The sequence below is a fragment of the Solibacillus daqui genome, from assembly GCF_028747805.1.
Lineage (GTDB): Bacteria > Bacillota > Bacilli > Bacillales_A > Planococcaceae > Solibacillus > Solibacillus daqui.
Window position 1 is genome coordinate 2,473,944 of sequence record NZ_CP114887.1, and the last position, 24,561, is coordinate 2,498,504.

General features: G+C 37.2%; 28 protein-coding genes. 1 reads left to right on the top strand and 27 read right to left on the bottom strand.

Going from position 1 to position 24,561, the window contains the following annotated elements:
• Window positions 1-16: 16 nt before the first annotated feature.
• The 27 genes from ahrC to O7776_RS12145 all read right to left on the bottom strand — a co-directional run bounded on the left by ahrC (window position 17) and on the right by O7776_RS12145 (window position 23,460).
• Window positions 17-466, bottom strand: coding sequence for a transcriptional regulator AhrC/ArgR (ahrC, locus tag O7776_RS12015; RefSeq protein WP_274307302.1), 450 nt, complete (start codon window positions 464-466; stop codon window positions 17-19).
• 247 nt (window positions 467-713) lie between these two features.
• Window positions 714-1,532 (bottom strand): TlyA family RNA methyltransferase, encoded by an 819-nt coding sequence (locus O7776_RS12020; protein ID WP_274307303.1) that lies wholly within the window; start codon window positions 1,530-1,532, stop codon window positions 714-716.
• Window positions 1,533-1,539: 7 nt separating this feature from the next.
• The gene (dxs, locus tag O7776_RS12025; RefSeq protein ID WP_274307304.1) at window positions 1,540-3,435 is read right to left on the bottom strand and encodes a 1-deoxy-D-xylulose-5-phosphate synthase; all 1,896 of its coding nucleotides are present in this window, start codon (window positions 3,433-3,435) and stop codon (window positions 1,540-1,542) included.
• Between the two features lie 165 nt (window positions 3,436-3,600).
• Window positions 3,601-4,485, bottom strand: a complete 885-nt coding sequence (locus O7776_RS12030) for a polyprenyl synthetase family protein (protein ID WP_274307305.1) — start codon at window positions 4,483-4,485, stop codon at window positions 3,601-3,603.
• Between the two features lie 3 nt (window positions 4,486-4,488).
• A complete protein-coding gene (gene xseB, locus O7776_RS12035; RefSeq protein ID WP_274307306.1) occupies window positions 4,489-4,716 on the bottom strand; it encodes an exodeoxyribonuclease VII small subunit in 228 nt (75 codons plus the stop codon).
• Window positions 4,713-6,071: an exodeoxyribonuclease VII large subunit gene (xseA, locus tag O7776_RS12040; RefSeq protein WP_274307307.1), complete on the bottom strand. Its 1,359-nt coding sequence runs from the start codon at window positions 6,069-6,071 to the stop codon at window positions 4,713-4,715. The genes xseB and xseA overlap by 4 nt, the downstream gene beginning before the upstream one ends.
• 90 nt (window positions 6,072-6,161) lie before the next feature.
• Window positions 6,162-7,025 (bottom strand): bifunctional methylenetetrahydrofolate dehydrogenase/methenyltetrahydrofolate cyclohydrolase FolD, encoded by an 864-nt coding sequence (gene folD / locus O7776_RS12045; RefSeq protein ID WP_274307308.1) that lies wholly within the window; start codon window positions 7,023-7,025, stop codon window positions 6,162-6,164.
• Between the two features lie 140 nt (window positions 7,026-7,165).
• Window positions 7,166-7,552: a transcription antitermination factor NusB gene (gene nusB, locus O7776_RS12050; RefSeq protein ID WP_241369165.1), complete on the bottom strand. Its 387-nt coding sequence runs from the start codon at window positions 7,550-7,552 to the stop codon at window positions 7,166-7,168.
• Window positions 7,553-7,856: 304 nt separating this feature from the next.
• On the bottom strand, window positions 7,857-8,123 hold the full coding sequence (locus tag O7776_RS12055; RefSeq protein ID WP_274307309.1) for an aminopeptidase: 267 nt from the start codon (window positions 8,121-8,123) through the stop codon (window positions 7,857-7,859).
• 80 nt (window positions 8,124-8,203) lie between these two features.
• On the bottom strand, window positions 8,204-9,694 hold the full coding sequence (glpK, locus tag O7776_RS12060) for a glycerol kinase GlpK (protein WP_274307310.1): 1,491 nt from the start codon (window positions 9,692-9,694) through the stop codon (window positions 8,204-8,206).
• 83 nt (window positions 9,695-9,777) lie between these two features.
• Window positions 9,778-11,415: a glycerol-3-phosphate dehydrogenase/oxidase gene (locus tag O7776_RS12065; RefSeq protein ID WP_274310493.1), complete on the bottom strand. Its 1,638-nt coding sequence runs from the start codon at window positions 11,413-11,415 to the stop codon at window positions 9,778-9,780.
• Window positions 11,416-11,586: 171 nt separating this feature from the next.
• A complete protein-coding gene (locus tag O7776_RS12070) occupies window positions 11,587-11,988 on the bottom strand; it encodes an Asp23/Gls24 family envelope stress response protein (protein WP_274307311.1) in 402 nt (133 codons plus the stop codon).
• Between the two features lie 126 nt (window positions 11,989-12,114).
• A complete protein-coding gene (locus tag O7776_RS12075; RefSeq protein ID WP_274307312.1) occupies window positions 12,115-13,194 on the bottom strand; it encodes a mechanosensitive ion channel family protein in 1,080 nt (359 codons plus the stop codon).
• A 277-nt stretch (window positions 13,195-13,471) separates the two neighbouring features.
• On the bottom strand, window positions 13,472-14,773 hold the full coding sequence (locus tag O7776_RS12080) for an NCS2 family permease (RefSeq protein WP_274307313.1): 1,302 nt from the start codon (window positions 14,771-14,773) through the stop codon (window positions 13,472-13,474).
• 194 nt (window positions 14,774-14,967) lie between these two features.
• Window positions 14,968-16,332, bottom strand: a complete 1,365-nt coding sequence (gene accC / locus O7776_RS12085; protein ID WP_241368911.1) for an acetyl-CoA carboxylase biotin carboxylase subunit — start codon at window positions 16,330-16,332, stop codon at window positions 14,968-14,970.
• Between the two features lie 18 nt (window positions 16,333-16,350).
• A complete protein-coding gene (gene accB / locus O7776_RS12090; RefSeq protein ID WP_274307314.1) occupies window positions 16,351-16,833 on the bottom strand; it encodes an acetyl-CoA carboxylase biotin carboxyl carrier protein in 483 nt (160 codons plus the stop codon).
• 194 nt (window positions 16,834-17,027) lie between these two features.
• Window positions 17,028-17,564, bottom strand: a complete 537-nt coding sequence (locus O7776_RS12095) for a SpoIIIAH-like family protein (protein ID WP_274307315.1) — start codon at window positions 17,562-17,564, stop codon at window positions 17,028-17,030.
• The gene (locus O7776_RS12100; protein ID WP_274307316.1) at window positions 17,561-17,947 is read right to left on the bottom strand and encodes a hypothetical protein; all 387 of its coding nucleotides are present in this window, start codon (window positions 17,945-17,947) and stop codon (window positions 17,561-17,563) included. Before O7776_RS12100 ends, O7776_RS12095 begins: the two co-directional genes overlap by 4 nt.
• A gap of 54 nt (window positions 17,948-18,001) precedes the next feature.
• The gene (locus O7776_RS12105) at window positions 18,002-18,136 is read right to left on the bottom strand and encodes a hypothetical protein (protein ID WP_255731345.1); all 135 of its coding nucleotides are present in this window, start codon (window positions 18,134-18,136) and stop codon (window positions 18,002-18,004) included.
• A complete protein-coding gene (locus tag O7776_RS12110; RefSeq protein ID WP_274307317.1) occupies window positions 18,133-19,044 on the bottom strand; it encodes a stage III sporulation protein AE in 912 nt (303 codons plus the stop codon). Before O7776_RS12110 ends, O7776_RS12105 begins: the two co-directional genes overlap by 4 nt.
• Complete coding sequence (locus tag O7776_RS12115) at window positions 19,044-19,421, bottom strand: pyruvate formate-lyase (protein ID WP_274307318.1); 378 nt, start codon at window positions 19,419-19,421, stop codon at window positions 19,044-19,046. The genes O7776_RS12110 and O7776_RS12115 overlap by 1 nt, the downstream gene beginning before the upstream one ends.
• Window positions 19,421-19,630 carry a stage III sporulation protein AC gene (locus tag O7776_RS12120; protein WP_241368905.1) on the bottom strand — a complete coding sequence of 70 codons (210 nt, stop codon included), beginning with the start codon at window positions 19,628-19,630 and terminating at the stop codon, window positions 19,421-19,423. The genes O7776_RS12115 and O7776_RS12120 overlap by 1 nt, the downstream gene beginning before the upstream one ends.
• Before the next feature lie 105 nt (window positions 19,631-19,735).
• Window positions 19,736-20,737 (bottom strand): NAD(P)H-dependent flavin oxidoreductase, encoded by a 1,002-nt coding sequence (locus O7776_RS12125; RefSeq protein ID WP_274307319.1) that lies wholly within the window; start codon window positions 20,735-20,737, stop codon window positions 19,736-19,738.
• A gap of 163 nt (window positions 20,738-20,900) precedes the next feature.
• Complete coding sequence (gene efp / locus O7776_RS12130) at window positions 20,901-21,458, bottom strand: elongation factor P (RefSeq protein WP_274307320.1); 558 nt, start codon at window positions 21,456-21,458, stop codon at window positions 20,901-20,903.
• A gap of 17 nt (window positions 21,459-21,475) precedes the next feature.
• Complete coding sequence (locus tag O7776_RS12135) at window positions 21,476-22,537, bottom strand: M24 family metallopeptidase (RefSeq protein WP_274310494.1); 1,062 nt, start codon at window positions 22,535-22,537, stop codon at window positions 21,476-21,478.
• A gap of 18 nt (window positions 22,538-22,555) precedes the next feature.
• Window positions 22,556-22,981 carry a type II 3-dehydroquinate dehydratase gene (gene aroQ, locus O7776_RS12140; protein WP_274307321.1) on the bottom strand — a complete coding sequence of 142 codons (426 nt, stop codon included), beginning with the start codon at window positions 22,979-22,981 and terminating at the stop codon, window positions 22,556-22,558.
• An 80-nt stretch (window positions 22,982-23,061) separates the two neighbouring features.
• On the bottom strand, window positions 23,062-23,460 hold the full coding sequence (locus tag O7776_RS12145) for a DNA helicase (RefSeq protein WP_274307322.1): 399 nt from the start codon (window positions 23,458-23,460) through the stop codon (window positions 23,062-23,064).
• 211 nt (window positions 23,461-23,671) lie between these two features.
• Here O7776_RS12145 and O7776_RS12150 point away from each other — a divergent pair, with 211 nt between their 5' ends.
• Entirely contained in the window at window positions 23,672-24,559 is an 888-nt protein-coding gene (locus O7776_RS12150; RefSeq protein ID WP_420802183.1) for a DUF1385 domain-containing protein, read from the top strand.
• Window positions 24,560-24,561: the final 2 nt, after the last annotated feature.

A 24,561-nucleotide genomic window follows, 5' to 3' on the forward strand; every position in this document is an offset into this window, starting at 1 on the left:
ACGTTTCCACCTCGGTTTATAGCATATCTAATAAGCGAATTTTAATTTCTTCTCGGTCGTTTTCCGTACGACATAAAATTAATATTGTATCGTCTCCGCAAATCGTACCTAGCACTTCTGTCCAATCTAAGTGGTCTAATAATGAGCCAATTGCGTTAGCATTACCTGGCAATGTTTTCATCACTAAAAAGTGTGATGCCCCATCGATTGACACAAATGCATCGGCAAGTAATCGATGTAATTTTTGAATGGGATTAAAGCGTTGATCTGCAGGTAAGCTATATTTATAACGACCATCTTGTAGTGGTACCTTCACTAAATGCAATTCTTTAATATCGCGTGAAACAGTTGCTTGTGTCACATTATAGCCTGCGTTTTTCAGTTGATCTACTAACTCATCCTGTGTTTCAATCTCATTATTTGTAATAATATCGCGAATACGAATATGGCGTTGTCCTTTATTCATAAAAGTCACCTCATTAAAGTATTTAATAATCTATGTATATTTACACTACCACTTGCATAAAAGAAATACAAGAAAAAACCGTACATACGTTCAAAAATACGTTGTTATCAACTTTTATCGAAACTTCTTTCAATTTATTATGAGCATTACTACATGAAGATACGCCGTGAATAGACTACTACAATGAATAATATTTTGACATGAGAAAAAACGCTAAACGAAGAAAATACTTCATTTAGCGTTTTAGTTATTTTAATTGTGCGTGTGCATCCTTTACAATTTCTTCAAGATTATTAAAGGCAACAACATCTTCCCCTTCATGCGGGTTATATAAATGGAATAAGAATTCGATATTTCCTTCGCCACCCGTTATTGGAGAAAATGATGCATCTTTCACAACAAAGCCCACTTCACTAGCCATTTTTGCCGTTTCCTCTAACACAGCTAAATGCACTTTTGGTTCACGTACGATCCCTTTTTTTCCGACATTTTCTCGACCCGCTTCAAATTGAGGCTTTACAAGCGCCATCACATCTCCACCTGGCATTAATACCGTCTTTAAAACAGGTAAAATTAATGATAGTGAAATGAATGACACATCAATCGTCGCAAAATTTGGTAATCCTTCTACTAAATCTTCTGGTTTTGTATAACGGAAATTTGTTTTTTCCATTACCGTTACTCGCTCGTCTGAACGAATTTTCCACGCTAATTGATTCGAACCTACGTCCAAAGCGTAGCAATGACGCGCACCGTTTTGTAATGCACAATCTGTAAATCCACCTGTTGACGAACCAATATCCAGCATTAGCTTACCATCTACAGACATATTAAAAATTTGAAGTGCCTTTTCTAACTTTAAGCCACCACGAGATACATATTTTAAATCTGAACCTTTTACTTGTAATGGCGCATCTATCGCAATTTTTTCGCCCGCTTTGTCAATGCGAATTTCATTGGAAAATACAAGCCCCGCCATTATTGAGCGCTTTGCTTTTTCACGTGTTTCACAAAGTCCACGCTCTACAAGTAATAGGTCCACACGTTCTTTCGGTTGTTTTGTCATAAATCTATTAAACCCTACCTGACTGTTTTTTCGGTACAAGCTTGGTAATGCGTTTTACCGCCTCATCCGCTGTTACATGAATTTCTGCAAGTAATAGGTCTACTTCACCATGCTCGATAAATTCATCTGGAATACCGATACGATCTAAGTTTATATTATGGTATCCATTATCAAATGCAAACTCTAATACCGCGCTACCAAAGCCGCCTTGAAGCATGGATTCTTCAATAGTTAAAATCGGCATTTGTGCTTTCATTAGATCATGCAACATTGCTTCATCCATCGGCTTAATGAAACGAGCATTGACAACTCGTACAGAAAGTCCTTGTTCTGCTAATCTGTCAGCAGCTTCAAGTGCCATGCCAATTGTCGTACCAAACGTTAAAATGACAGCATCGTTGCCATCGCGTAATACTTCCCAAGAACCAATTGGTAAAGCTTTCATTTCCGCATCCATTTCAACACCTAATCCGTTACCACGTGGGTAGCGAAGTGCGATTGGACCATCATTATATTCTAGCGCAGTTTTTACCATGTGCTGCCCTTCGTTTTCATCTTTTGGCATCATTAATACCATATTTGGAATATGACGAAGGAATGAAATATCAAATACACCTTGATGTGTTTCACCATCTGCACCAACTAAGCCTGCTCGGTCAATTCCGATGAAGACATTTAGTTTTGGTCGTGCAATATCATGTAGCACTTGGTCATATGCACGTTGTAGGAATGTTGAATAGATAGCTAAAAATGGCTTCATGTTTTGAGTTGCAAGACCTGCTGCCATTGTTGTAGCGTGCTGCTCTGCAATCCCTACATCAAAGAAACGATTTGGGAAGTCCTTTTGGATACCTTCCAATTTTGAACCTACTGGCATCGCTGGTGTAATTGTTGCAATTCGGTCATCTTCTGCCATACATTTTCGTACAGATTCTGCTACTAAGCTACTCCATGCTGGCCCTTTTGTAGCAGACTTAACAAATGCACCTGTTTCCATTTTATATGGACCTGTACCATGCCATGTCCCAACTGTGTCATCTTCAGCTGGTTTATAGCCCTTACCTTTTTTCGTAAGTACATGCACTAATACTGGACCTTCAACTTTTTTTGCATATTCTAACGTTTTTTCTAACGCTTCCAAATCATGCCCGTCGATTGGTCCTAAATATTTAAAGCCCATTTCCTCAAAAAACACGCCAGAAACGACTAAATATTTCAAACTATCCTTAACACGTTCAGCCGTAGCTGCTAGTTTATCGCCAACAACAGGAATTTTATGCATTAATGATTCTAAATCCTCTTTTGCACGAGAGTATTCCTTCGCTGTGCGTAGACGACCTAATACATCATGTAGCGCTCCTACATTTGGTGCGATTGACATTTCATTATCGTTTAAAATAACGATCATATTTGTTTTTTCGTGTCCAATATGATTTAACGCTTCTAATGCCATACCACCAGTTAACGCACCGTCACCGATAATCGGTACAACAAAATTATTATCACCTTTAATATCACGCGCTACTGCCATACCCATTGCAGCAGAAAGTGACGTTGAACTATGACCTGTTTCCCACATATCATGTTCACTTTCAATTAACTTAGGGAAACCACATAGACCTTTAAATTGGCGTAGCGTATCAAATTGATCTGCACGACCAGTTAAAATTTTATGGACATATGCTTGATGTCCAACATCCCACAAAAATTTATCCTTTGGACTGTTAAAAGCTTTATGCAAAGCAATCGTTAGCTCGACAACACCTAGATTCGGTCCAATATGACCACCTGTTTTCGAGCATTTCTCGATTAAAAAGGCACGGATGTCTCTAGCTAGTGCCTCAAGTTGCTTTTGATTCAAGTCTTTTAAAAAGGATGGACTAGAAATTTTAGTTAAATCCATCTCTACACACACCTTTTCATCAGTTTATTCACCGTTGTGATTTTTCTTTTTATGTGTTTACACAATTATTCTCTGCAAGAACCCATTCCTATACTTCAACATTTCATCTGATACAGTTTTAATTATTATAGCAATGTCTAACACAAGACAAAAGTTTAACACACTTTAGTTAGTACGTCTCACAATATATTGTGCAAATTGATGTAATAATGATGTATCAATACTTACTTTTTGTAATGCTTCAATAGCAAAATCGTAATGTTCGGTTAATTTTTGTTTCGCACCGTCTAATGTTAAAAGTGCAGGGTATGTACTTTTTTCTGCTGCAACATCTTTCCCTGCTGTTTTACCTAGCTGCTCTGATGTGCCTTCAATATCTAAAATATCATCTTGTATTTGGAATGCCAAGCCGATATGATGCGCATACTCCACAAGTGCTTCGCGGTCTTTTGTAGAAGCGCCAGCTAATATAGCACCTGATTCAATACTAAAACGCAGAATCGCTCCTGTTTTGTTGACATGAACTGTTTCTAGCTCTTGTAAATTTAACAAACGTTTTTCGCCATCCATATCTAAAATCTGACCGCCAACCATTCCTTCTGCACCCGCTGCAACACTAAGTAAATGCACAAGTTCTAACTTTTGTTCAGCCGACACATTTTCTAAACGTGCAAGAATACCAAAAGCCAATGTGTTTAACGCATCTCCTGCTAATGTTGCAAGTGCTTCACCATAAACAACATGATTCGTCGGTTTTCCTCGGCGTAATTCATCATCGTCCATGCAAGGAAGGTCATCATGAATAAGTGAATACGTATGAATCATTTCAACTGCCGAACCAACGACATAGCTTGAAGCTAATGGTTTGTTGTACGCTTCACATACGGCTGCTACAAAAAGTGGACGAATTCGCTTACCGCCAGCTTTTAATGAATAGAGCATAGACTCTTTTAAATGCGCTGGTGCTTCAATTTTTTCGACTAATTGATACATTGTCTCTTCGATATTAGGTATATTTACATCAATAAATTGTTTTAATGTCGCTTCCATTCCCTATTCTTCTCCGTTCCCTTGTTGGAAAGGTTTCTTTTCTCCATCTTCTCCAACGAGTGAAATTAATTGCTGTTCAGCGTTTTGTAACGTATCATGGCAAAGTTTAGAAAGTTCCATGCCTTTTTTATAAAGATCAATGGCTTCTTCTAACGGAACGTCACCTTGTTCTAATTTCCTTACAACATCTTCTAATTCTGTCATTGCTGTAGCAAATGTTGGTTTTGTCATTTCGCTTCCCCTTCCTTTTGCACATGCGTTTTGACAATTTTCGCTTCCGCAAAACCATCTTGGAATGTCATTTTCACAACATCTCCACTTTTAAGCTCATGTACTGATTTTACTACGTTTTCATCTTTATATGCCACACTAAACCCCTTGCTCATCAATGAAAGTGGATTTAACGCCTCTAACATGCGTACCTGATTTTGAAACGCTAACTTATTTTGGGCTAATTGCTGTTTCATTGTACGGTGTAGTTGATTATTCGTATGTTGTAATTGCTGTTTTGCAGCTTGTAGTTGATGTTGCGGCGAATATAGCTTCATTTTACTATCAACAGTTTGTAATTTTGCCTGCTGATTTAATAAATAAAGCTTTGTTGCATTTTGTAGGTTTGCATCAACTTGCGCAAGTCTTTCTATAAAAGGACGATATAATCGCTCAGGAGTTGCAAGTGGATAAGAATTTTGTAATTTTGATAAGCGACTACGTTCAAAATTTAAACGTGATGTCATTACTTGATGCATAAACGATTGCTTTTGTAAAATTCGTTGGAATAATTCTTGCTGACTTGGTACAGCTAGCTCTGCAGCGGCAGTTGGAGTCGGAGCACGTAAATCGGCAACAAAATCGGCAATCGTTGTATCCGTTTCATGTCCAACCGCACTTATGATTGGAATACGACTTTCAAAAATTGCACGTGCGACGATTTCTTCATTGAAAGCCCACAAATCTTCAATCGAACCACCACCACGCCCAACAATTAAAACATCACAAAGTCCGTGCCTGTTCGCCAAATATATATTCTCACTAATATTGGATGCTGCTCCCGTACCTTGTACGAGTGTTGGGTAAATTACTATTTCCACTTGTGGATAGCGGCGCGTGATTGTTGTACAAATATCACGAATAGCAGCTCCAGTCGTAGCAGTTAATATGCCAATGGTTTTTGGATATTCTGGAATCGGCTGTTTAAAATTTGGATTAAATAAGCCTTCTTTTTGTAAGCGCTCTTTTAATTGGTTAAACGCTACGAATAGCCCACCAATTCCGTCAGGTTCCATCGTTTGAGCATATAATTGATATACTCCACTTGCTTCATATATGTTGACATCACCACGGATAAATACCTTCATTCCTTCTTCAGGCTTGAATGATAATTTTGCCGCTTGATTACGGAACATAGTTGAAGTAATGCGTGAGCTTTCGTCTTTTAAAGTAAAATAAATATGACCCGAGCTATGGATTTTGACATTTGATAATTCACCAGTTACATAGACATCACGCAAATGTGGATCGGCATCAAATTTTCGTTTTAAATATTTCGTTAAGGCTTTCACAGATAAATACGAAGACATTTGCATATCACTCCTTATCGTTACGTGAAGTTAATTGCGTATAAGCTAAAAATCACGATTTTGATCTACGTCAAAATCGTGATTTTTGAAGTTAGATTATTTCGCTTGACGTTCTAACTCTTTTTCAGCTGCTTGTACAGTGTTTTCTAATAACATTGTAATGGTCATTGGGCCAACACCGCCTGGCACTGGTGTAATATGTGAAGCAAGCTCACTTACCTCAGTAAAATTCACATCGCCAACTAATTTATTTTGTTCGTTGCGATTAATACCAACATCAATTACGACAGCACCTTCTTTAATATGCTCTTTCGTGATAAAGTTTGGTCGGCCAACCGCCGCAATCAGAATATCTGCTTGTTTTGTGAATGATGGTAAATTTGGTGTTTTTGAGTGTGTATAAGTAACAGTTGCGTCTTTTTGTAATAATAACTGCCCCATTGGCTTACCAACGATGTGGCTACGTCCAACAATAACAGCATGCTTACCTGCAATTTCAATTCCTGAGTGTTCTAAAAGTTTCATGACCCCATAAGGCGTACATGGCAAGTATGTATCTTGACCTAACATCATTTTTCCAACACTAATCGGTGAGAAGCCGTCTACATCTTTTTCTGGAGAAATTGCTTGGATGACTTGATCTTCATCGATATGTTTCGGTAATGGAAGTTGTACAAGGATACCGTGAATATCACTACGCGTGTTTAATTCACTAATTTGTTCTAGTAAAGCTTGTTCTGAAATATCTTCTGGTAGTTTAATTAATTCTGAAAACATACCAATTTGCTCGCAAGATTTTTGCTTGTTAGCTACATATGTTTTTGATGCTGGGTTGTCCCCTACTAATATAACCGCTAAGCCAGGTGTTACACCTTTAGATTTTAATGCTTCCACACGAGTTGCCACTGCCCCTCGAATTTCTTGACCAATCTCTTTACCATTAATTATTGCACTTGACATGTTGTTACTCCTTCCAGTGATCACGACAATGTGGAGGGCTGTCATCCATTGAAAAGACAGGATACGTATACGTTTGGTGACAACCGTTCCAACTAAATCTTTATATATTGTGAATCTTTATAGACTTGAATACATTGATTTTATTGCTCAGTAAATTTCGAAAGTACACCATTAACGAATTTGCTTGATTTCTCATCACCATACGTTTTGCATAGTTCGATTGCTTCATTCATTACAACTTTGTTTGGTGTGTCTAGTTCATGTAGTATTTCGTACACGGCTAAACGTAATACCGTTCTCTCAATTTTAGGTAGACGGTTAAGCGTCCATTTTTCTAATTTTTGTTCTAGCGCTGCATCAATTTCCGCTTGGTTTTCAGTTGTTCCACGAACTAATTTGTTTAAAAAAGCATTTGACTCTTGTTCTTCCTCTAGAACGTGGCCAATTGCTTCTTCAATAGTAAGTTCTGTGCTGTCTAACTGAAATAAAGCTTGGAACGCTTTTTGGCGCGCTTCAGTTCGTTTCATCACTTTAAAGCTCTCCTTCATAAGTAGCATTAGTTCTTATCATAGCATATTTTCGTAGTCATAGCACAGTTTGAATGAAAAATTTTACCGTACCAATAAGATTTATTAGATCTATTATTAAAAGCGTTCATTTACGATAAAAATGCTGCAATTTTGAAATTGTCGTTGATTTAAATTTTAGGTTTTCAAATGCCTTCATGTAAAAAACGACCTCTCAGATAAAGAGATCGTTTTCGTACAATAATATTACTATGATTGTCGCTTTTCCTTCATTATATAAATAATTAGTTACGTTTGTTTAAAGCTAATTATTTTGAAGTGGGATTACAATTGTACCTGTTTCGCGTTTGCCGTCAGTTTTTTCAGGGAACTCGAAAAGGTATGTAATGTCTGTTACTTTTTCTTTTAGGACTACAAAATTGAAATGGCGTACATTGTGTAAAAAGTATTTAATGTCCTGCATCGCCATTAATTCTCCCACTTCTTCATAATGTGCTAATGCCTGTTCAAAATAGGCAATAATTAATTGCATGTCTTGATCGTTCGCAATGCGAATAAAATCTTTACTCATAATGTCAAAAACTCCTCAACTAGATTACATAAATTATAGCATAAAAGTATATCAAACAATTAATTCTCATTGAGCAGCTGTTACTTAAATACTTGTGCAGCCTTTACTGCTTTATGCCAACCTTCGAATAGCTGCTCGCGCTTCTTTTCATCCATCTTTGCCTCAAATGTTTGATCTAACTGCCAATGTTTTTGTATTTCCTCGATATTGTCCCAAAAACCTACTGCCAATCCTGCTAAATAAGCAGCTCCAAGTGCTGTCGTTTCATTGACTGCGGGGCGCTCTACCGGAACATTTAAAATATCTGATTGGAACTGCATTAAAAAGTCATTCATTACGGCACCACCATCAACTCGAAGCGTTTTCAAATCGATATTCGAGTCAGACTCCATCGCAGCTAACACATCGCGTGTTTGATATGCTAACGATTCAAGTGTTGCTCGAATAAAATGCTCCTTTGATGTACCACGTGTTAAACCAAAGACAGCTCCTCGCACTTCACTATCCCAATACGGCGTACCAAGACCTACAAATGCCGGTACAACATAAACACCGTCTGAATCGTCAACACTTGTAGCGTAGGCCTCACTATCTGACGACTTTCTAAACATTCGAAGCCCATCTCGAAGCCATTGAATAGCAGAACCCGCAACGAAAATACTTCCTTCAAGTGCATAAGTCACTTTGCCATCAATGCCCCATGCAATCGTTGTTAGTAATCCGCTCTCCGATTTTACTGCTTCTTCCCCCGTGTTCATTAACATAAAACATCCTGTTCCATACGTATTTTTTACCATCCCTTTTTCATAGCATGCTTGGCCAAATAATGCCGCTTGCTGATCCCCTGCAATCCCAGCAATAGGTACTTGATGACCAAAAAAATGCTTACCTGCGATTTCACTGTAAATTTCTGAAGACGGTCGAACTTCTGGCAACATTGACATTGGGACTGATAAAATATCAAGTAGTTCTTCATCCCATTTCAAATCATGTATATTGTACATCAATGTACGAGAGGCATTGGAATAGTCCGTTACATGGACAGCTCCGTCTGTTAACTTCCAAATAACCCACGTATCAATTGTTCCAAATAATAAGTCGCCATTTTCAGCTTTTTCACGTGCTCCATCTACATGATCTAAAATCCACTTGACCTTAGTTCCCGAGAAATAGGCATCAATTAGTAAACCTGTTTTATCTCGGAATAAATCGTCATGACCAGCTTTTTTTAGTTCATTACAAATGTCGATTGTTTGTCGAGATTGCCAAACAATCGCATTATATACTGGCTCACCAGTGTTTTTATCCCAGACAACGGTTGTTTCACGTTGATTGGTAATACCGATTCCTTCAATTTGCGTTGCCTCTATATTATTTTCCGACAACACCTTAGCGATTACCGTTAAAATAGAACTCCAAATTTCCTTAGCATTGTGCTCCACCCAGCCCGACTTTGGGAAATACTGTTTGAATTCCTGCTGTGCCGAAAATGCTATATTCCCTAATTGGTCAAATAAAATTGCTCGTGAACTTGTCGTTCCTTGGTCTAACGCCATAATATACTTTTCCATAAAGCTCTCCTTTTTTTGTACGACATGCATCATAACAACGATTTATATTATTAATAAAGCACCATTTAAATCTCGTGAAATTACTATACTTTTTTCACATCAGTTAGCGCTTTTTCTAACCACTCGATTTGTTGTTGCTTTTCATGATCTGACCATTTTAAATATTGAGCCATTTCATCAATAACCGAATCTTTAAATTGTTCCACAAAATGAATATTGAAAAATAACGCACTTGTTCTGCGGATGAAAAAATCTGTTGCGACACTCGCTGATTCATCATTCATCGCATAGTATAATTGTCCATAAACAATCGCTGGTAAATCACCTGTAGCCTGTGCTACATAGTCAAACACCTTGTCGACATTCGTGCCATAAAATTTAGCTAAGAAACTACTTTGTTCTTCTGATAATCCAAGCTGTTTCCCCATGATTATTCGTTTTTGTACAAAACTCTCAAAAAATCTCGAACCACTCATATCCCCACCTGATATGGGCAAGTGTTTTGTAATTGATTGGCCAAATTTTTTATTGAACTCTTGATTTATCTGATTTACGACTAAATCCACTATTTTTTCAGCCATTTTTCGATAACCGGTCAATTTACCGCCAGCAATCGTAATTAGTCCACTTTCAGTTTGCCAAATTTCATCTTTACGCGAAATTTCAGATGGACCTTTCCCTTTTTCATGAATAAGCGGACGCACACCAGCCCATGCAGATTCAATTTTATCTAACGTCAAATTCAAATTGGGAAACATATATTTAATAGCTTCAATCATGTACTTTCGCTCTTCTATTGTTACCGTTAATTTCAATGGGTCTCCATCATAAAACGTATCAGTTGTACCGACATAGGTTTTCCCATCTCGTGGTATTGCAAAGATCATACGTCCATCACTTTTGGTGTCGAAGTAAATCGCTTGCCGTAGAGGAAAATCCGTTTCGTCAAACACAAGATGCACACCTTTTGATAAGATTAAATGCTTTTCGCCAATGCTATGTTCTAATTTACGGACGTCATCTACCCACGGTCCAGCAGCGTTTACCACTTTCTTTGCTTTGACAATATACGATTCACCCGTAAATTGATCTTGCACTTCAACTCTCGAAAATGATAAGTTGCTCCCTTGAAAGCCTATTACCTTTAAATAATTGAGAGCTATTGCACCATTAGCAACAGCAGCCTTCAATACTTCAATCGTTAAACGCGCATCATCTGTACGATATTCTACATACATACCGCCACCAAGTAAATTTTCCTTTTTAATAAGTGGCTCCCTAGATATTATCTCGTCAGCCGATAGCATAAAGCGGCGCTCACTCTTTTTTACTCCAGCTAAAATATCATAGATTTTTAATCCTAATGACGTTGAAAACGAACCAAATGTACCACCTTTATGAAATGGTAGTAGCATCCACACAGGCGTTGTTACATGTGGCCCATTTTCATAAACAATCGCACGTTCACGACCTAACTCTGCTACTTCTTTCATTTCAAATTGTTTCAAATAGCGTAAACCACCATGTACTAACTTAGTAGAACGACTACTCGTTCCTTCTGCAAAATCTTGCATTTCTGCTAAGGCCACCTTTAAACCACGAGAAGCCGCGTCTAATGCAATACCTGCACCTGTAATTCCGCCACCAATAATGAATAAGTCAAATGTCTGTTCTTTTAAAACTGTATGTCTTTGGACTCTCGATGCTGCTGAAAAATTCACCACTTATTTTTCCTCCTCACCAAACCAAACTATTCCGTCTATATCCATATTCTATACAGATTTCAAACACACCTTTTTGTAAAAACCTTAGATTTTAATATCGACCATGAAAAAAGGGCTGTACAAAAAGTAAAAAACTTTTCACACAGTGCCCTTCTCAAGTATATTAAATTATTCAGCTGTTGCTGTTTCGAATTGGATTCCTGTCACATGAATATTTACTTCACTTGTTTCAATTGCAGTCATGTTTAAAATGGCTTGGCGAATTGTTGATTGTACTTCTTTTGCTACTTTTGGAATGGCATAGCCGTATTTTACAGTACAAAAAACATCAATGACAATATTACCTTCTTCTGACATCGCAGATTTAATGCCTTTAGAGTGTACCTTTTTTCCGAAGCGCTCTACCACACCTGTTGTAAAGTTGCCGCGCGTTGCTGCAACACCATCAACCTCAGTTGCTGCGATACCTGCGATAACTTCGATAACTTCTGGTGCAACTTCGATTTTACCTAATTCTTCTTTACCAACTGGTGTTGGCTGCACAAATGCTACTGGTTGTTTTTCTGCCATGTTCAAAACATCCTCTCTTATGTAAACTAATCATTTAAGGCTTACAGTTACCTAAGCTCAGTATACTACAATTATTTACATAGTGTTGGTTCAAAGCGCACTTTTTTCGAAAAAACATCTAAGTTTTCAATCGTTCCACACAAATTGCGCCTGAACAGGATCAACTTGAACAATTTCATATTTTTCACAGTAATGCTTTGCTACAAGTAAAATATCTTGGCGCACTTGCAGCATCACCTGAGTATCATTTGTCGCAACAAAATAACGAATTAATACGCGGTAAGCACTCGGTCGAATTTCATCCACTGCAACATGAATAACTGTTTTTAAAGTTTTAGGATGTAAGGCAATTTGTTCGCGTAGTGTTTCCACAAATTGTACAATTTCCGCTTCGTTATTCTCAGTGGATAAAAATAAATAATGCTCCACTTTACGCTGTGTACGCTTTGATAAATTATATATCGGACGATTCACTAAATAGGAATTCGGCACATAAACAAGCCCTTTATCCGATGTTTGAATAAGAGTGCTTCGCAAATTTATATCTTCAATCGTACCGTCAATTTTTTCATCACCGGTCATAACCCAATCACCAATTTGAAATGGTTTATCTAGCACTACACTCATACCACTAAAAATATGCGCTAATATGTCCCGGATACCAAAAGCGAGAGCAACACCTGTTAAACCAATTGCCGTTAAGAAACCATTTAAATTAAAGTTCCAAAGTGATGCAATCGTAAACATCGCAAGGACCATTACGATTACTTTACTCATCCGCAAGAAAAATGGAGTCAATAAATCTTGATCTTTTCCCGTTTCAAATCGTCCCGGGTTTTTCAAATAAAAGCCTAATACGTCATAAAGCGCTTTAAATGCAAAATATATATAGACAGAATCGATAAACCTACGTAATTTCACATGATCGAACAAATTCACTTCCACTAAAAGCGAGCAGGCAAGTACAAGTACCATAAAAATGAGCGCATTACGCATGGAAGGGAAAATATTTTTCGCGATATCACTCATAACCGGATGCCCACGCTCTTCTAACATACGAGCGAATTTAAATATTATTGGACGAAAAATAAATTGAATGAACAATACCCCAACAATTACAAGTACTAAAGCTGTTATGCCATCTGACCATGTCGGTGGTTTAACGTTTGGAATTAACCACTTAATTGAGTCCCACAAAATTTTCACCTACTTTTTTTACATTGCGAAAAAAATCATACCATGTAAGAATTTGTTTTGACTAGGAAAAGCATCTATTTTCGTTACCCCTAATAATTTTCAGCACGTTATATACTTTAATCTGTGGCATATTTAGTTTTCTTGAACCCCCGTTACTAGTAGGATTAGGTGTAATCTTCTTATTTTTAATGCTGAAGAAAGAAATAAAGGCCTGCTGAGCATTCAACGCACTTTAACGAGAAAAATAGAAAAACCACCCAAAATTTGCTTTTGGGTGGTAAATGCATTAGTGTGGCATATAAACAAGTTGCAACACAAATAATACGGCAAAAATATAAACTAGTGGATGTACATCACGTGCACGTCCTTTAAAAATCATGACAAGCGGATAGCTAATGAAGCCAAGTGCAATCCCTGTAGAAATACTTGAAGTCAGTGGCATCGCTAAAATAACTAAAAATGCTGGGAATGCATCTTCAATATCATCCCATTTCATGTTTTTCACAACACCAATCATTAAGCTCCCTACAATAATTAGCGCTGGAGAAGTGATTGCAGCGACACCTGATAATGAACCAACCAGTGGACCAAAAAATGAGGCAATAATGAATAACACTGCCACCGTCAATGAAGTTAATCCTGTACGACCACCAACGGCAACCCCAGAACCTGATTCCAAATAAGCTGTCGATGGGCTCGTACCAAACATCGCGCCAAAAGTTGTTGCTAAAGAATCAGATAATAGCGCTTTTCGTGCACGTGGTAATTTATCATCTTTCATCAAACCTGCTTGCTTTGCAACTCCAATCATCGTCCCCGTTGTATCAAATAAAGTTACTAAAATAAACGAAAACACAACTCCATATAGTCCGTATTCAATAACTTCACGAATCGCAATGATTGGATTAAATACTATAATTCCCTCTGGTAAATGCGGCATTGCCACGACTTTCTCAATCGTTAGTTGACCTGTCAGAATAGCAATAACCGCTGTGACAATCATCCCGATAAAGATTGCACCATTTACTTTGCGTGCCATTAATGCAACGGTAACAAATAAACCAATAATCGTAAGTAGTGTAGCAGGCTTTGCAATGTTACCGAGAGCCACTAAGTTCGAATCATTCGCAACAACAATACCTGACATACGCAAACCAATAAATGCGATAAATAAACCAATACCCGCTGTAATGGCCAATTTTAAGTTTTCTGGAATCGCCGTAATTAATTTTTCACGGAACGGCGTTAAACTAATCAAAATAAAGATTAAACCTGCCACAAATACTGCTGAAAAGGCCGTTATATACGTAATTTCTCCATTTGAAGCTAAAACCACGGTATAAGTAAAATACGCATTTAACCCCATCCCCGGTGCAACTGCGATTGGATAATTCGCACACAACGCCATCCATCCTGTACCAATCACAGCAGCAATAATTGTCGCCATAAATACTTGATCAATCGGCACGCCTGCATCTGATAATATAATCGGATTAACGATAATGACATAAGCCATCGTTAAAAATGTTGTTAACCCTGCGAATAATTCACGCTTCACCGTCGTACCATTTTCTTTTAATTGAAACATACTCATTCCTTCTTTCAAAACACGAACATTATTTAAGAACTCAACTATAGTATTCGTTTTTGAGATGAAATGCAATATATTTACTACAAATGTATAAATGTTATACTATTTTGCATAGTCAGACTTTTAAGTGAAAAGAAAAAATCCCTCTAACACCATGTGTTAGAGGGAAATAACTTATGCATAAATTACGATTAAGCCTTTGATTTAGCGTTTAAAATATCGTTCTCTTCAAGGAATTTCGTGTTGAATTTCGCAGATTGGAACACTTCGTTGTTCATTAACGCTTGGTGGAATGGAATTGTTGTGTTAATTCCAGGGCCAGCTACTTCGAACTCAGATAATGCACGGTTCATTTTTGCGATTGCTTCTTCACGAGTATCCGCGTGAACGATTAATTTTGCTACCATTGAATCGTAGTACGGTGGAATTGTGTAGCCTGCATATACAGCAGAGTCAACACGTACACCGTAACCACCAGGAACAACATAAGTTTCTACCGTACCAGCTGAAGGCATGAAGTTTTTGTATGCGTTTTCAGCATTGATACGGCATTCAATTGCCCAACCGTTGATTTTAATATCTTCTTGTTTGAATGGTAATTCTGCGCCAGAAGCGATTTTTAATTGTTGTTGAACTAAGTCAACACCAGTAATCATTTCTGTAACAGGGTGTTCTACTTGGATACGTGTGTTCATTTCCATGAAGTAGAATTTATCTTCTTGGTAATCATAGATGAACTCAATTGTACCAGCACCTTCATAGTTACAAGCTTTTGCAGCTTTTACTGCCGCTTCACCCATTTGAGCACGACGCTCTTCTGATAAAGCTGGAGATGGTGCTTCTTCAACAAGTTTTTGCATACGGCGTTGTACCGTACAGTCACGCTCACCTAAGTGAACAACATTGCCATGACCATCTGCTAAAACTTGAATTTCACAGTGACGGAAGTACTCGATAAATTTTTCTAAGTACACACCTGGGTTGCCGAATGCCGCAGCTGCTTCTTTTTGAGTAATTTCGATACCTTTTACAAGATCTTCTTCTGTACGTGCTACACGGATACCTTTACCGCCACCACCAGCTGTTGCTTTGATGATTACAGGGTAACCGATTTTCGCAGCCCATTCTTTACCTGTTTCGATATTTGGAACAATACCAGTACCAGGAACTAAAGGAACATTAGCTGCTTCCATTGTGTCACGTGCAACGTCTTTAATACCCATAATTTTAATCGCATCCGATGAAGGACCGATGAATTTAATTCCCGCATTTTCACATGCCTCTGCAAATGCTGCGTTTTCAGCTAAGAAACCGTAACCTGGATGGATACCATCAGCACCTGTTTTTTGAGCTACACCTAAAACTGCAGGGAAGCTTAAATAAGAATCTTTAGATAACTTTGGACCAATGCAATATGCTTCGTCAGCTAATTTTACGTGTAACGCATCTGCATCTGCTTCTGAGTATACTGCAACGGTTTGAATACCTAGCTCTTTACATGCACGAATAATACGTACTGCAATTTCGCCACGGTTTGCGATCAATACTTTTTTCATTGGTATATTCGCTCCTTATTATTCAGCTTTAACTAAGAATAAAGGTTGACCATATTCTACTAATTGGCCGTCTTTTACTAAAATTTCTACGATTTCACCTTTAATTTCAGCTTCGATTTCGTTGAATAATTTCATCGCTTCTACGATACAAACGATTGACTCATCGCCCACTTTATCGCCTACTTTTACGTATGCCGGAGAATCAGGGTTTGGAGATTGATAGAATGTACCAACCATTGGAGAAGTAATTTTATGAAGTTCAGCTGTATCTGCTACTGGTGCAGCTGGTGCTACTTCTACTTTTGGTGCTTCTACTACTGGTGCTGGTGCAGGAACAACAGCTGCTGCTGGTGCTGCTTCTTTTTTAGGAGCTACAACTTCAGTAACACCATTTTTCTTTTTTAGTTTAACTTTTGCCCCATCTGCTTCGTACACGAACTCGTCAATTGAAGACGCGTCCACTAATTTGATAATTTCACGAATTTCTTGAACTTTGAACATTCTTAACTCTCCCTTTTAAAAAGTAATCATGAATACAAACCCTATTTTATAATTTTTCCGACTATTTTAAAACAGTTAATTTTACTTTTTAGAAAAATCGGTATAAAACACAACATTTATAGGTTAAAACATTGATTTTTTTATCATACTGCTATATAACACATACATAATTATTGCATTATTATTCAAGGTTTTCAATTGAAAGGCTCGTAGCTAACAGTTACTTTTACATCTTCATCCATTTCAGAGAGAACCGTATACACAATTTCATTTATCTGTTGTTTGGATACCTCATCTGACATCACCGTTACTTTAACATCCTGATCTTCAACTCGTACAAGTGCATCATCATAGCCTAAAGATTTTACAACCATCTCAAGCATTGCTTCTGAAGATTCTAACTTAATTAGCTCCTCCATCTCATTAAATGCTGTGTTTTTTTCTTCGGCTGTAACTTCAGCAGAAGCAACTTTTTGAGTTAATTGCTCACGAAGTTGACTGCGTTTATTGCTTGCTTCTAAACGCATTTGCTGGAACATCTCACTTTCTGATGTAACCATTTGCGAGCCATCTTGACTCACGCCTAATATTTCTGTTTCACTAATCGTATCATCTGTAAAAACCTTTAATAAATTCGGTGTATTGCGATCTTCAAAAATATAAAACACGGAAATTACCGCCACTAAACTCGCTAATGTAAAGAACCACACTGTTCGTTTTTTTACTTTCACTTTGCTTCCTCCTTGTGTTGCATCGCGACCACTTGTATACGATGCGTTGGTATTTGTAGTACATTGCCTACTGTTTGCTTTAATAACCGCTGAACATGTACATCTTGTGCACCTTGTGCCACGATAATGACACCAGTAATGTTTTGTTGTTGTGTAACAGCTAAAAACTGTTTCTCTTTTTGTTGTTCATAATGAAAATATACAAATACTTGTCCAACATCCTCCATTTCACTTAATATTTTTGCTAATTGTTGCTCAGGTATATCCGTTTGTTCAGATTGACCATTCAAGCTCATCACCATGAAAATCGACAGCACAACAATCAATACGAAAACTATAAATAAAGGACGTTTTGCTCGCGTTTTATCCACATTTGTAAGCAACTGCGCCCCCTTGCCTCATCGAATTCATCATAATGTATGAAGGTATACTTCCACTTATGCTAACAGTGACGCAATCGATGTAGTAAAAATTATATATAATGCCAACTTGACATACGTTTGCCATTCCTTTTCCTCAACAAAAAATAATAGACTACTCCCTAACAACACAAATAAAAATAATTCAATCATGTACTCCCTCCAATGGACGTTTGTACAAAAAATATGCAGAGCAGTACAATGAAAACAATCGCAAAGCCTAATAAACCACTCACTGCACATGCAACAAATAACGTTTTACCAACATCATCAAATAATGCACTCAATCTTGTATTCGTAAAAGGTTCAATGATTGCACCAATTACCTTAAATGTAAGTGCATGTCCTAATAACATAATTGCTGGCGCAAATGCCGCACTAAAAACAACAGCCAAAAACGAAACACCTATAAAGGATGAAACGATTGATTGAGACTTTTGAAAAAAGGACAAACCTTCAACGATTAAATTACCTATAAGTGGAATATTTTGTTCGATCAATTTTTTAATGGGGGATTTGACGGCATCATTTATTTGAATGAGTGCAGCTCCTGAAAACGTCAAAATCGATGTTAATGCTACTATCGCTGCAATGATAAAACTTAATACCGAGCTTCGTAGCAAATCTGACGCCTTTGCAAAAGAGATTGCAGGGAAAATTTTAGTGGATATATCAAGTAATAAAGCAATGATCAATGAAGGTATGAGCAACTTTGTTGAGACAAATAATAAAAATTGAATTATAACAATTACAATTGGATTCCAGGCGAGTAATGTAAAGATGGATTGCATCGTTAACAGCATCATCGAAAGAATTGGTATTACCGCGACAAAAAAACTTTGCAATATCGAAATCAATTCATATAGAAGAACAAATGCATCAATCACTTGCTGTGCAAAGCTAACAATAAACAATAAAATAAACAGTTGCTCAATAATGGCCGTTTCATTTGGTAATAGTGCAACAAATAATAAATAAGCTCCTACATAAAGCAAACTTAACAGTATAATAGAAAAAATAGATTGAAGTGGCGTAGCTAATAGCCCTAGGAAATCTTCCATTACGACAGCCTCTCTAATAACTGAACAAAGGTTTGAAATGGTGTTGCAAACTCATTAACCCAATAAACAATAACAGTTAAGCGGACCGAAAGTGTAACTAACGATTCATAAGCCTCATACTCTAGCTGTTTCAATAAGGCACAAAATAAATCTTTACTTAAAAATAGCAGCGCCGTATAGAGTAACCCTTTACTATAGGGCACGCTTTGAAATAATGTGGCAAGCTGCTGCCAAAGTGGGTAAACTTGAGTACGTAATATAAATTGCATGATAAAAAAAAAGATAATAATAACGATGATACTATGAAGCTTTTCAAATGATTGTTTAATAAGAATAAGCAACAATAATAATACAACACTAATAAATAGAATAATCATTAGCTAATAGCCATTAACCACTGAAAAAACACGGCGATTTCTTGAAAAAATAGTTTCAAAAAACGTAACAATTCAATTGTCATATACAAATACGCAACGAAAAATAAAAAATACGAAAATTCCTTTTTCCCAAGCTGTTCAAAAAATATATGAAGAAGTGCTATCACAATTCCCACACCTGCAACGCGTAGCACATCTTGTAGTTCCACTAAGCCCTCCTCCTTTACGACAAACTATATGCAACATCAAAAAAATTAAGACCAAAAAAGCTGAATGAAAAGTAATTAACTTTCCATTCAACTTAAAGAATTCTATTAAAATAAACTATCAATAATTTCCTGTACTGATGCTTTCTTTGCTAAATAACTGTTTTCGCCCATCCAAAGTGATAAATATTCAGGTTTATTTTGAATTGCGCTTTCTTTGCGGATTTGTAATGTTAAATAATGCTGAATTGGATATGGCGCTACAGTAGCATTTTGCAGCTGTTCTGTAAATTTGTTTTTTAATCCGCGTGCATATTTACCTGTAAATGCTTTTGTTAAAGTAGTTGACTGTTGTTCAGAATTAATAATCGCTTGCTTATGAGTGTCACTCGCATCACATTCATGTGCAGTTAATAATGCTGTTCCAATTTGAATATAATCTGCCCCTAAGCTAAACATTTGCTCGACATGATCTTTCGTCATAATACCACCCGCGGCAATAACAGGGATCGTTAGTTTCTCCTTTGCATCTGCTACGAGCTCGGCTGTAGAAATTAACTCAATTGATTCTGTGAATGAGCCACGATGTCCCCCAGCTTCACTACCCTGAACAACTACTGCATCTAACCCAGCTTGTTGTACAGCTACAGCTTCCTCTACCGTTGTTGCTGTACCAATTAAGTACACGTCGTTATTTTTCAAACGAGAAATTACCTCTGCAGAAGGTAAACCAAATGTAAATGATACGATCTTTACGCCTTCATCTAATATAGCTTGCACTTGTCCTTCAAACACTTCTGTTGATACAACACGTTGTGTATCTGGAATCCCTAATTCTTCATAGATAGGCTGCAATGCCCCGCGTGCCTCTTGTAAAATATTAATATCAATTCGCGGCTCTTCTTGTATAAATAAGTTGACACTAAAAGGCTTGTCTGTAAGCTCCTTTACTGCCCGAATAAATTCCAGTGTTTCTACGCCATTTAAATAGCCTGCCCCGATTGAACCTAACGTACCTGCCTCGCTACACGCTGCAACAAATGAAGGTGTTGTAATGCCTGCCATCGGTGCTTGGATAATTGGTTTTACTAATTGTAGTTTTGTGCTCATAGCTGCTTCACTCCTTTCCTTGATTATACTTAATCTCTACTTTTTTTGGCTATAATTTGTAAACGTTTTCTATATTTCGTCCCTATGTACTAAAAAGCCGTTTTCAAAGAGAATAAAAAAAGATAGAAATGCCGAATGACACAGCATTTCTATCTTCAATCAATTACGCACGTGATACGTAAGAGCCTTCAGTTGTGTTGATGATTAATTTGTCGCCTTGGTTTACGAAGAATGGAACGTTTACGACTAAGCCTGTTTCCATTTTCGCCGGTTTTGAACCACCCGAAGCTGTATCACCTTTAATACCTGGCTCAGTTTCAGCAACTTCTAAAGTTACTGTGTTTGGTAATTCGATACCAATTAATTCGCCTTGGAAAGATTGGATGTGTAGCTCCATGTTTTCTAATAAGTATAATAACTCATCTTGAATTTGAGCTTCCGCTAAAGTTGTTTGGTCATAAGATTCCATGTCCATGAACACATGCTCGTCACCTTGTGCATATAAGTATTGCATTTTGCGATTTTCAATCATCGCTTTTTCTACTTTTTCACCTGCACGGAACGTTTTTTCCGTTACGTTACCATTACGTAGGTTACGTAATTTTGAACGAACGAATGCTGCACCTTTACCTGGTTTTACGTGTTGGAATTCTAGTACGCGGAATAAGTTACCGTCTACGATAATCGTTAAACCTGTACGGAAGTCGTTTACTGAGATCATGAGTTATTTCCTCCAAATTATAAAATGATTAATTTTTTATCAGAATGATTTAGAATTTCATTACCCGTTTCTGTGATTAAAATATCGTCCTCAATTCGAACACCGCCAACGCCGGGAATGTATACACCTGGCTCGATTGTTACAACCATATTTGGCTCTAAAACAACTTCTGAACGGAAATTCAGTCCAGGACCTTCATGCACTTCTAAACCAATGCCATGGCCTAATGAGTGACCGAATGCTTCACCTAAGCCTTTAGATTTCAAATAATCACGAGACACAGCGTCTGCTTGTGCACCTGTCATACCAGGGCCTACTTTTTCTAGGGCTAAAAGTTGTGACTCTAATACAGCGTTGTACATTTCCACTAGCTGCTCAGAAGGTTGTCCTACAGCTACTGTACGTGTAATATCCGAAATGTAACCATTATAGTAAGCACCAAAATCAAGCGTTACAAAATCACCTGTTTCAATGATTTTATCAGTTGCTACTCCATGTGGTAACGCAGAACGTAGACCACTTGCAACGATAATATCAAAAGATGAGCTTGTAGCACCTTGTTTACGCATGAAAAATTCTAATTCATTTGACACATCAAGTTCAGTAATACCTGGCTTGATGAAATTTAAAATATGTGTAAATGCATTGTCTGCAATTTCACATGCAACCTTAATAATATTAATCTCTTCCTGACTCTTAATCAAGCGAATTTTTTCAATAACACCTGAAAGTGGAACAAAATCAGCTTTTACAGAAGATTTATACACTTCATACGTACCATAATGCATTGCGTCTTTTTCAAAAGCTAATGTTTTCACACCCATCATCGCTGCTTGGTTTGCTACTTCTTCAAAAATTGTCCCTTTATGTTGCTCAATACGGAAATCTTTTATTTGTGCTGCAGCTTGTTCTGTGTAACGAAAATCTGTAATAAATACCGCATCATTTTGTGAAACGATTGCTACCCCAGCCGTTCCTGTGAAGCCTGTCATGTAACGACGGTTGTATTCATTTGTAATTAAAATTGCATCGACTTGGTTGTCGATTAATGCTTGACGTAATTTTGCTAGTTTCATAATTAGTACTCCCCTTTTCTACTATTGTAAAAACTTGCGTAATGCTAACTCATAGCCAAATGTTCCTAGACCACATATTTGCCCAACACATTCTGCTGCTAGCTTTGATTCATGACGGAAAGCTTCACGTGCATGAATATTTGAAATATGTACTTCAATAACAGGTACATCCACTGAAGCAATAGCATCTCGGAGCGCAATACTTGTATGTGTATATGCGCCAGGGTTAATTACAATGCCAGAAACTTCAGTATCTGCTGCTTCATGAATCCAGTCGATTAACTGTCCTTCATGATTGGATTGACGAAAATCTACTGTAGCCTCAAACTGTGCAACAAGTACTTCACATTTACGTTTTACATCATCTAGCGTTTCTGAACCATAAATTTCTGGTTCACGCTTGCCTAAACGATTTAAATTAGGACCATTTAAAACGAGGTATTTCATTTTTAGCGCTCCTTTTTACGTACTGTCCTTTATTTTATCACAGAGTTTTCAGACTTCAATACTTTCGAATTACGAAATAATTATTTACGAATTGAATGGGCTGTTTCCGTTAAAAAGCGCATCGATATAAGTAACAGCACAATAAATGGTACAGATAACTTTTTAATCGACGTCCATTCAATAGGAAGATTTCGTACTTGCCACTCGACAACGAATGCCAAAACGAGACCAAAAACGAGCGAAACAACTAACGGAGAAATAAAAATAGGTAGTTCAAATACAACTAATAGAACATACGCAACGGCAAACAAGATGAAAAATAGTACCATCCAACAAGCAAGTGTCGTCCATTCAAACTTTTCGACTTTTTGTAAAAAATGTATTGGGTTCCACTTTATCAACTTAAATAAATGTAATCCTTTTAAACTTACAGTAAATACCAATGCTATAACAACAGCAGTCATTAATCTTTGCATCATAACTCCCCTTCCATACGGACTAGTATGCACAATTCAAAAATTCCTATGCCGATACGTAGTGCTTTTCTACAAAATTTAGTACAATATGAAAATGAAACTTGCATGACGGACGTTAGTACTCTGCTGTGCAAAATAGATAAAGAGAGTGGTGTACGTAAAATTGAGTAATAACGCGCCAATATATGGTGGACAGGCTCTTTTAGAAGGTGTTATGTTCACAGGACAAGATCATATGGTTACTGCAATTCGTCGAAATGACAATTCAATTGATTACTTCCATGTAAAAAAAGAGAAAAAACCAATTTATCAAAAGCTGAAGAAAATTCCATTTGTTCGTGGGGTTGTGGCTTTGATTGAATCGGCAGGATTTGGTTCACGTCATTTGCAGTTTGCTTCAGATCGTTATGATGTAAACCCTGGTGAGGAAGAAGAAAATAGTGGTGAAGAGCCATCAAAATTAATGATGATATTAGGCGTTGCTGCAATTGGAGTATTATCATTTTTATTTGGGAAGTTCGTCTTCACGTTAGTGCCTATGTTTTTGGCTGAATTTTTTAAGCCTTGGTTCCCTGGAAAAACGATACAAATTTTAATCGAAACCGGTTTTAAATTAATTCTATTATTAGTATATTTACAACTTATTTCTATGACACCACTGATTAAGCGTGTATTCCAATATCATGGTGCCGAGCATAAAGTCATCAACTGTCATGAAGCCGGTTTAGAATTGACGGTCGAAAACGTACAAAAACAATCACGTTTACATTATCGTTGTGGTTCAAGTTTTATTTTATTTACTGTTATTGTTGGGATGTTTACATATTTCTTCGTTCCAGTAGATCCTCTTTGGGTACGTTTAATGAGTCGTATTTTATTAATTCCTGTAGTAATTGGGATTTCATTTGAAGTGTTACAAGCAACGAATGCGGTGCGTGATGTTCCGGGGCTTCGCTTCTTAGGCTATCCTGGGCTTTGGCTACAATTACTAACTACAAAAGAGCCAAAAGATGATATGGTTGAAGTGGCAATCGCTTCATTCAACAAGCTACACGAAGTAGAAAAAAATCCAGAAATCGCTAAAACTTTAGCGCATGATTAATA

Coding starts and splice junctions, on each gene's coding strand:
- O7776_RS12110 (WP_274307317.1), bottom strand. CDS start 19,044: ATGGAAGATTTCCTAGGGCTATTAGCTACGCCACTTCAATCTATTTTT.
- O7776_RS12070 (WP_274307311.1), bottom strand. CDS start 11,988: ATGGCAGAAAAACAACCAGTAGCATTTGTGCAGCCAACACCAGTTGGT.
- accB (WP_274307314.1), bottom strand. CDS start 16,833: ATGTTCAAAGTTCAAGAAATTCGTGAAATTATCAAATTAGTGGACGCG.
- O7776_RS12145 (WP_274307322.1), bottom strand. CDS start 23,460: ATGATGCAAAGATTAATGACTGCTGTTGTTATAGCATTGGTATTTACT.
- O7776_RS12030 (WP_274307305.1), bottom strand. CDS start 4,485: ATGGAAGCGACATTAAAACAATTTATTGATGTAAATATACCTAATATC.
- glpK (WP_274307310.1), bottom strand. CDS start 9,694: ATGGAAAAGTATATTATGGCGTTAGACCAAGGAACGACAAGTTCACGA.
- O7776_RS12115 (WP_274307318.1), bottom strand. CDS start 19,421: ATGATTATTCTATTTATTAGTGTTGTATTATTATTGTTGCTTATTCTT.
- xseB (WP_274307306.1), bottom strand. CDS start 4,716: ATGACAAAACCAACATTTGCTACAGCAATGACAGAATTAGAAGATGTT.
- folD (WP_274307308.1), bottom strand. CDS start 7,025: ATGTCAAGTGCAATAATTAATGGTAAAGAGATTGGTCAAGAAATTCGA.
- O7776_RS12020 (WP_274307303.1), bottom strand. CDS start 1,532: ATGACAAAACAACCGAAAGAACGTGTGGACCTATTACTTGTAGAGCGT.
- nusB (WP_241369165.1), bottom strand. CDS start 7,552: ATGAAACGAACTGAAGCGCGCCAAAAAGCGTTCCAAGCTTTATTTCAG.
- O7776_RS12125 (WP_274307319.1), bottom strand. CDS start 20,737: ATGAGCACAAAACTACAATTAGTAAAACCAATTATCCAAGCACCGATG.
- dxs (WP_274307304.1), bottom strand. CDS start 3,435: ATGGATTTAACTAAAATTTCTAGTCCATCCTTTTTAAAAGACTTGAAT.
- O7776_RS12105 (WP_255731345.1), bottom strand. CDS start 18,136: ATGATTGAATTATTTTTATTTGTGTTGTTAGGGAGTAGTCTATTATTT.
- ahrC (WP_274307302.1), bottom strand. CDS start 466: ATGAATAAAGGACAACGCCATATTCGTATTCGCGATATTATTACAAAT.
- O7776_RS12080 (WP_274307313.1), bottom strand. CDS start 14,773: ATGTTTCAATTAAAAGAAAATGGTACGACGGTGAAGCGTGAATTATTC.
- O7776_RS12055 (WP_274307309.1), bottom strand. CDS start 8,123: ATGAGTAAAGATTTTATTCGCATTGCGAACGATCAAGACATGCAATTA.
- O7776_RS12150 (WP_420802183.1), top strand. CDS start 23,672: ATGTTCACAGGACAAGATCATATGGTTACTGCAATTCGTCGAAATGAC.
- aroQ (WP_274307321.1), bottom strand. CDS start 22,981: ATGAAATACCTCGTTTTAAATGGTCCTAATTTAAATCGTTTAGGCAAG.
- efp (WP_274307320.1), bottom strand. CDS start 21,458: ATGATCTCAGTAAACGACTTCCGTACAGGTTTAACGATTATCGTAGAC.
- accC (WP_241368911.1), bottom strand. CDS start 16,332: ATGAAAAAAGTATTGATCGCAAACCGTGGCGAAATTGCAGTACGTATT.
- xseA (WP_274307307.1), bottom strand. CDS start 6,071: ATGCAAATGTCTTCGTATTTATCTGTGAAAGCCTTAACGAAATATTTA.